Genomic DNA, 1,842 nt, shown 5'->3' on the forward strand with positions numbered 1-1,842 from the left:
TTTTCAAATTGATCATCGCTCCCAGTCTCCCCATTAGAAATTCATTTATTTCTACAGGGGTTAATTATATACTACTGGGGGATTTTTCAATGACTCCAGTGGTCCAGTTTTAGATTACTACATACACTCCTAGAAGACGACTGTTTTCAACGTTTCGAGTTTAAGACCTATGAAGAGGCGTATCGAGAAGTCACTTCCTACATTGCGTTCTACAACGAGCGACGATTGCACGGAAGTATTCTCGATCTCTCTCCGAAAGAGTATTATGAGCAAACAAAGCTCGGGATGGTACCACAGAGAGAAGTTCGTGTGTAACACAGAGTATCTCCTTCTTTTGTCTTAACCGCCAATCCGCCTATTTGAGAGGCTTGTCAAGGGCGACCAACGGGAGAGCGTAAGCGGCCCTTGACAAACGCAGCAAATGGGCGATCCTACCCGAAGACAAAAGAAGAGATAAAGTATGATTATGCTAGATAAATAGAGTACGTGTCCAAATTCAAGGGGTTAATCCGAATCCCTTGTTTTTTTAACGTTGATTCTAATTCATATAACTTATCTTGATAATTATTTAATTCTTCCTCCGAATAATCAACTATTTTTATATCTAAATATTCTTCTTCATAAGGAAAAACTTCTTTTACAGTATTACGAATGACGTTTTCTACATCATCTTCTTTAATTAGAATAGTAAAAATGCCCCCATTTTCTTGATTAATATACATACCGCCTATTTTTTCTTTGACTTTTGTTGATTTTTCAAGAGCCTTTACAATCTCTGGGATATATTTATTCTGAATTTCCATTCTAAAATCTAAATCTTTCTCTTCCTCTTCAGTAAGGTTAAGTCCATATTTTGCAGTTGATGAACTATTTTTATTTGGACTAGATTCTTTTGAAAGACCAAAAGTATCTCTAAATTTTAATTCGTAATCATCCACCGCATAAACTGAATTACCCCCTAATAAAATTACAAAAGTTAATAGAAAAGAAAACATACAAAATTTCTTCATAAAACTCCTCCTATTGTAAAAATTATGTAAATTGTAGCGCAAATTTACTAGTATTAAAACAATAAAAAACCTTAAGAGAAACTTATCTCCTAAGGTGATTTATCGTTCCAATGAGTAGACTACATGTATAACATTATTCTGTTAAAATTTTAACTTCTTCTGCCTCGCGTTGTGGTGGAGATGAATGAAATTTAACTCCTTTTGAGTTATACTGAACAACTACTTGTTCTCCTATTTCAATTTGTTCAAATGTTTTTTTATTTACTGCGAAATAAGTCGGTCCATTCGAATTTCCCGGATGAACTAAGAGTTGATGAATACCATCAAAATTTCTTTTTTCTTCCACTGACCCTCTAAATTCCTTACTATTTTGTTTTCCCTTTTCCTTTATTGAATCCTCTTCCTGAAGTTCATTGCTATTATTGTAATCACCTTTCATTGCAGCCGATTCATTATTATGATTTTCTTGAGTACAACCAACCATTAAAAAGACAAATGATGTGAATACAATTGCTATGTTTTTCACATGAATCACTCCTTATATCCTATTGAAAAACAAAAAGTCATTAAATTCAGAACCTCTCCTATATAATTAGAAAAAGATGTTACTTAATATGACCACTAATTTGTGATCCATAAGAGGAAAGTTAAATATAAGGAAAATTTATTCCATGAAGGTTGTATTTATTAATCGATTTAAAAATCGAGGCTGTATCAAAAGGTTATGAAAAAATGACCTTTTGACAGCCCCTTTTTCCTATTTAACATACAAAAAAATCGCCTCTTTCGGTATAATGAAGTCACCACAACCCATTAACGAAAGAAGGCGATT

The 1,842-nt window shown here is 33.1% G+C and carries 2 protein-coding genes and 1 pseudogene; 1 reads left to right on the forward strand and 2 read right to left on the reverse strand.

The window, feature by feature from the left end; all coding sequences use genetic code 11:
- Positions 1–138 precede the first annotated feature (138 nt).
- Positions 139–315 (forward strand): annotated as a pseudogene (locus ACE1TI_RS21665) (IS3 family transposase); the annotation flags it as partial.
- A gap of 149 nt (positions 316–464) precedes the next feature.
- Here the strand turns inward: ACE1TI_RS21665 and ACE1TI_RS21670 are convergent.
- Both ACE1TI_RS21670 and ACE1TI_RS21675 read right to left on the reverse strand, forming a co-directional pair.
- Positions 465–1,010, reverse strand: coding sequence for a hypothetical protein (locus ACE1TI_RS21670; protein ID WP_375009575.1), 546 nt, complete (start codon positions 1,008–1,010; stop codon positions 465–467).
- 133 nt (positions 1,011–1,143) lie between these two features.
- Positions 1,144–1,536 (reverse strand): hypothetical protein, encoded by a 393-nt coding sequence (locus ACE1TI_RS21675; RefSeq protein WP_375009576.1) that lies wholly within the window; start codon positions 1,534–1,536, stop codon positions 1,144–1,146.
- Between the last annotated feature and the right edge of the window lie 306 nt (positions 1,537–1,842).

Source organism: Alteribacillus sp. JSM 102045 (genome assembly GCF_041949975.1).
In the GTDB taxonomy this organism is placed as follows: Bacteria; Bacillota; Bacilli; order Bacillales; family Marinococcaceae; genus Alteribacillus.

Bases quoted from the DNA above. Each gene is read 5' to 3' on its own strand.
- ACE1TI_RS21670 (WP_375009575.1), bottom strand. From the start codon at position 1,010: ATGAAGAAATTTTGTATGTTTTCTTTTCTATTAACTTTTGTAATTTTA.